At 45.8% G+C, this 3395-nt stretch carries 5 protein-coding genes; all 5 read left to right on the top strand.

Annotation, left to right across the window (positions count from 1 at the left end; all coding sequences use genetic code 11):
- The first annotated feature begins 187 nt into the window (after positions 1-187).
- Positions 188-1375 (top strand): DUF3048 domain-containing protein, encoded by a 1188-nt coding sequence (locus HMPREF1548_RS12985; protein ID WP_021636644.1) that lies wholly within the window; start codon positions 188-190, stop codon positions 1373-1375.
- Positions 1376-1598: 223 nt separating this feature from the next.
- Positions 1599-2267: a hydrogenase nickel incorporation protein HypB gene (gene hypB, locus HMPREF1548_RS12980; protein ID WP_021636643.1), complete on the top strand. Its 669-nt coding sequence runs from the start codon at positions 1599-1601 to the stop codon at positions 2265-2267.
- Between the two features lie 6 nt (positions 2268-2273).
- Positions 2274-2615: a hydrogenase maturation nickel metallochaperone HypA/HybF gene (locus tag HMPREF1548_RS12975; RefSeq protein ID WP_025487424.1), complete on the top strand. Its 342-nt coding sequence runs from the start codon at positions 2274-2276 to the stop codon at positions 2613-2615.
- Positions 2612-3082 carry a DUF2752 domain-containing protein gene (locus tag HMPREF1548_RS12970; RefSeq protein ID WP_021636641.1) on the top strand — a complete coding sequence of 157 codons (471 nt, stop codon included), beginning with the start codon at positions 2612-2614 and terminating at the stop codon, positions 3080-3082. Before HMPREF1548_RS12975 ends, HMPREF1548_RS12970 begins: the two co-directional genes overlap by 4 nt.
- An 80-nt stretch (positions 3083-3162) precedes the next feature.
- On the top strand, positions 3163-3395 hold a 233-nt coding region (locus tag HMPREF1548_RS12965), incomplete at its 3' end, for a hypothetical protein (protein WP_021636640.1).

Here is a 3395-nt window from a genome sequence, read left to right as displayed (position 1 = left end):
AATCAGAGAAATTTTCTCCTACTCGATTATTACACCGTAGAATGATATTGTGCCTAATTCGCTCTCAGGTAATTTATGGGACAGGGCAGGAATCTGCCGTTTCACATGGACAAAAGGATGTTGTCTATTATATAATGTTTTAAGTTACTGAAAACCCGATTTTATTTTTGCATAAAGGAAAGAACAAATGATGAAACGGAAAAGAATAATATTGGCCGCTGCTTCGGTAATGGCTGCGGCATTGACTTTAACAGCCTGCGGGAAAAAGCAGGAAACCATGGTGGAAGAGACAGTAGCGTCAACTGAAGCGCAGATTGTTGAGACAGAGACACAAAGTGAAACAGAGACGGAAACGGAAACAGAGACAACCACCGTTCCGGTTATCGAAGAACGCAGCACGGTGGATGGAAAAATGCAGAGCTATCTGACCGGAGAATGGAAGGATGAAGAGGTTGTAACCAGAAGGCCGATTGCGGTTATGATACCGAATAATTCCCAGGCGATGCCTCAGTACGGGATCTCTCAGGCAAGTGTTATTTACGAAGCGCCTGTGGAAGGGAGAATTACCAGGCTGATGGCGATATTTGAAGATTTTGATGATTTGGATCATATCGGGCCGGTGCGCAGCAGCCGGGATTATTTTGTGTATACAGCGATGGGCTATGAGGCTGTTTACTGTAACTGGGGCCTTGCCAGACCTTATGTGGAGGAGCTGATTAACAGAGATACAGTGCAAAACATCAGCGCAGGAGTGGAAGGAATTTACAAGCCTGCTGACGAGGCCTATGGAAGAATCAAACGTCCCGGGTATAAACTGGAATTTACGGGATATCTGTTTATTGACGGTCTGAAGGATGCAGTGGAACGTTTGAAATATGACTGGGAATATGATGATGATTATGTGCCGCAGTTTACTTTTGCGGCAGAGGATTACCGTGCGGAGTATAAGGATGCGGAAGATGCCATAATTGTCCGTCCCGGAGGAACCGGTGCTAACTCAGGCGGCTACGGTGCATACAATCCTTATTTTGAGTATAATAAGGAGGACCAGCTCTATTACCGTTATCAGGACGGGAAGAAACAGATTGATGAGATGAATAATGAGCAGCTTGCTGTTTCCAACGTGGTTTTCCAGTATTGCCATGGTGAGGTGCGTGATGCTAAGGATTATCTGGCTTTTGGCGTTCACGGTGAGGGGGATGCCATTGTATTCACTGGCGGCAAGGCAATAAAGGGCACCTGGTCCCGTATGGAGGGCGATGGCGTTCCGCCTAAATTCTATGATGAAGATGGCAATGAAATCATTTTTAACCAGGGGAAAACATGGATCTGTAATATCTGGAAGGAATTCTCCGAGTTTGCGGAATATGAATAAGAATGCGGATTCGGAAAGATAAGGAATATATAAGAGGGAGCGGGTATTTTCCGCTTCCTTCTTTGCTTTACATGCGTTGACTTTATTCCAAGGGAGTGTTACGTTAATATAAGCAGTTTTGAAGCCTGCGGGAGAAATCTGCCAAAAAGATAACCCTGCGCGAGCTTGCAGGGGAAAGCAGGGGCTTTCATGTAAATTGATTTTTCAACAAAGGAGAAGAGGTATGAAGGATTATAAAATTCTTGAGATTAAAAAAAGCGTATTTGAGGATAACGACAGGGAAGCGGACGAACTGAGGAAGGCATTGAAGATGCAGAAGACCTTTCTGCTCAATCTGATGTCATCCCCCGGTTCAGGAAAAACGACAACACTGAAAAAAACCATTGACATGCTGAAGGATGAGATGAAAATAGGCGTTATGGAGGCGGATATTGATTCTGATGTGGATGCAGCCGCCATATCGGAAACGGGAGTAAAGGTTATTCAGCTGCATACCGGCGGAATGTGCCATCTGGATGCTGAGATGACAAAACAGGGGCTTGAGGGGCTGGAAACGGAAGGCATTGATCTGGCAATTCTTGAAAATGTGGGAAATCTGGTATGTCCGGCGGAATTCGATACGGGCGCATCCAGGAATGCCATGATTCTGAGTATACCGGAAGGGGATGATAAGCCTTTGAAATATCCACTGATGTTTTCCATCTGCGATGTCCTTCTGATAAATAAGATAGATGTACTGCCTTATTTTGATTTTGATATGGAGGCCTGTATGGAAAGGGCAAGGAAAATAAATCCGGATATAAAGATTATACCTGTTTCTGCAAGAAACGGCGAAGGTCTGGAGGAATGGGCAGAGTGGCTGCGGGAGCAGGTCCGGGCGTGGAAGGAGTAAGCTGTTTTGCATGAATTGGGTTTATTAATGGAAATTGTTAAAACAGTTGAAAAATTCGCTGTGGAAAATAAGGTTGGCAGGATCGAAAAGCTTGTTCTGCAGATTGGGGAAATATCATCCGTAATACCGGAATATATGAAAAAGGTGTATCCTGCCGCGGTAGAGGGCAGTATGCTGGAGGAGGCGGCGCTGGAAATTGAGATACTGCCGGCTAATGGAAGATGCCTGGATTGCGGCAGAGAATTTCATGCCACTGTTTGCGGGGGAGTCTGTCCGGACTGCGGAAGCAGGAATATGAAAATAATCAGCGGACGGGATTTTTTCATTAAGGAAATTGAGTGTATATGAAGAAAAATGTGGGGGTGATCCTGAAACGTATCGGAAGGGATATCAGACAGTATAAATGGACGGGGGCAGTTTTCCTGATTTATTATATTGTGGTAAAAGCGGTTTTCCATGCGTTTTGTCCTCTTCTTATCCTGACGGGGCTGCCCTGTCCGGGCTGCGGCACCACAAGGGCGCTTATTTATATTTTTCGGGGACAGTTCGGAAGGGCGTGGCAGCTGAATCCATGCGCTTTTTTGATGGTTCTGTTTGGGGTATATTTTGTTTATATGCGGTATGTGAAGGGGAAAGAGGTAAAGTATGCCATGGAAATTCTGGCTGCGGCTGCGGCGCTTATGCTCCTTGTTTATATATATCGCATGGTTACGGAATTTCCCGGATATCCGCCGATGACCTTCAGGCGGGATAATATTCTGAATCGGATTTTTCCCTTTTATAATGATTTCTTGCGGCATCTGTTTGGAATATGATAGAATAAAAGTAGCTCTGGAGAGAAAAACTGCGGATAAAATAAAAACAGGACGCCGTACGGCGCAGACAGGAGGTTTGCATGAGCGACAAGGATATAAATCAAATGCAGAATACAGCGGAGGGCCCGGAGGGCGGAACAGCTGATATCATAAATGAAGAGACGGCAGGAAACATAGAAGTACAGCCGGTAAATGACGGGATGCCGCTGTCCATGCAAGCTCAGTCGGCTCAGGAAGATATGCCGGCAGCAGTGGATGCAGCGGCTCAGGAAGATATGCCGGCGGCCGGGGATATGGCGGCTCAGGAAGGTAT

The organism is Clostridium sp. KLE 1755 (genome assembly GCF_000466465.2).
Lineage (GTDB): Bacteria > Bacillota > Clostridia > Lachnospirales > Lachnospiraceae > Eisenbergiella > Eisenbergiella porci.
Note: the sequence above shows the minus strand (reverse complement) of the source record. Positions and strands in the feature narration are given on the sequence as shown.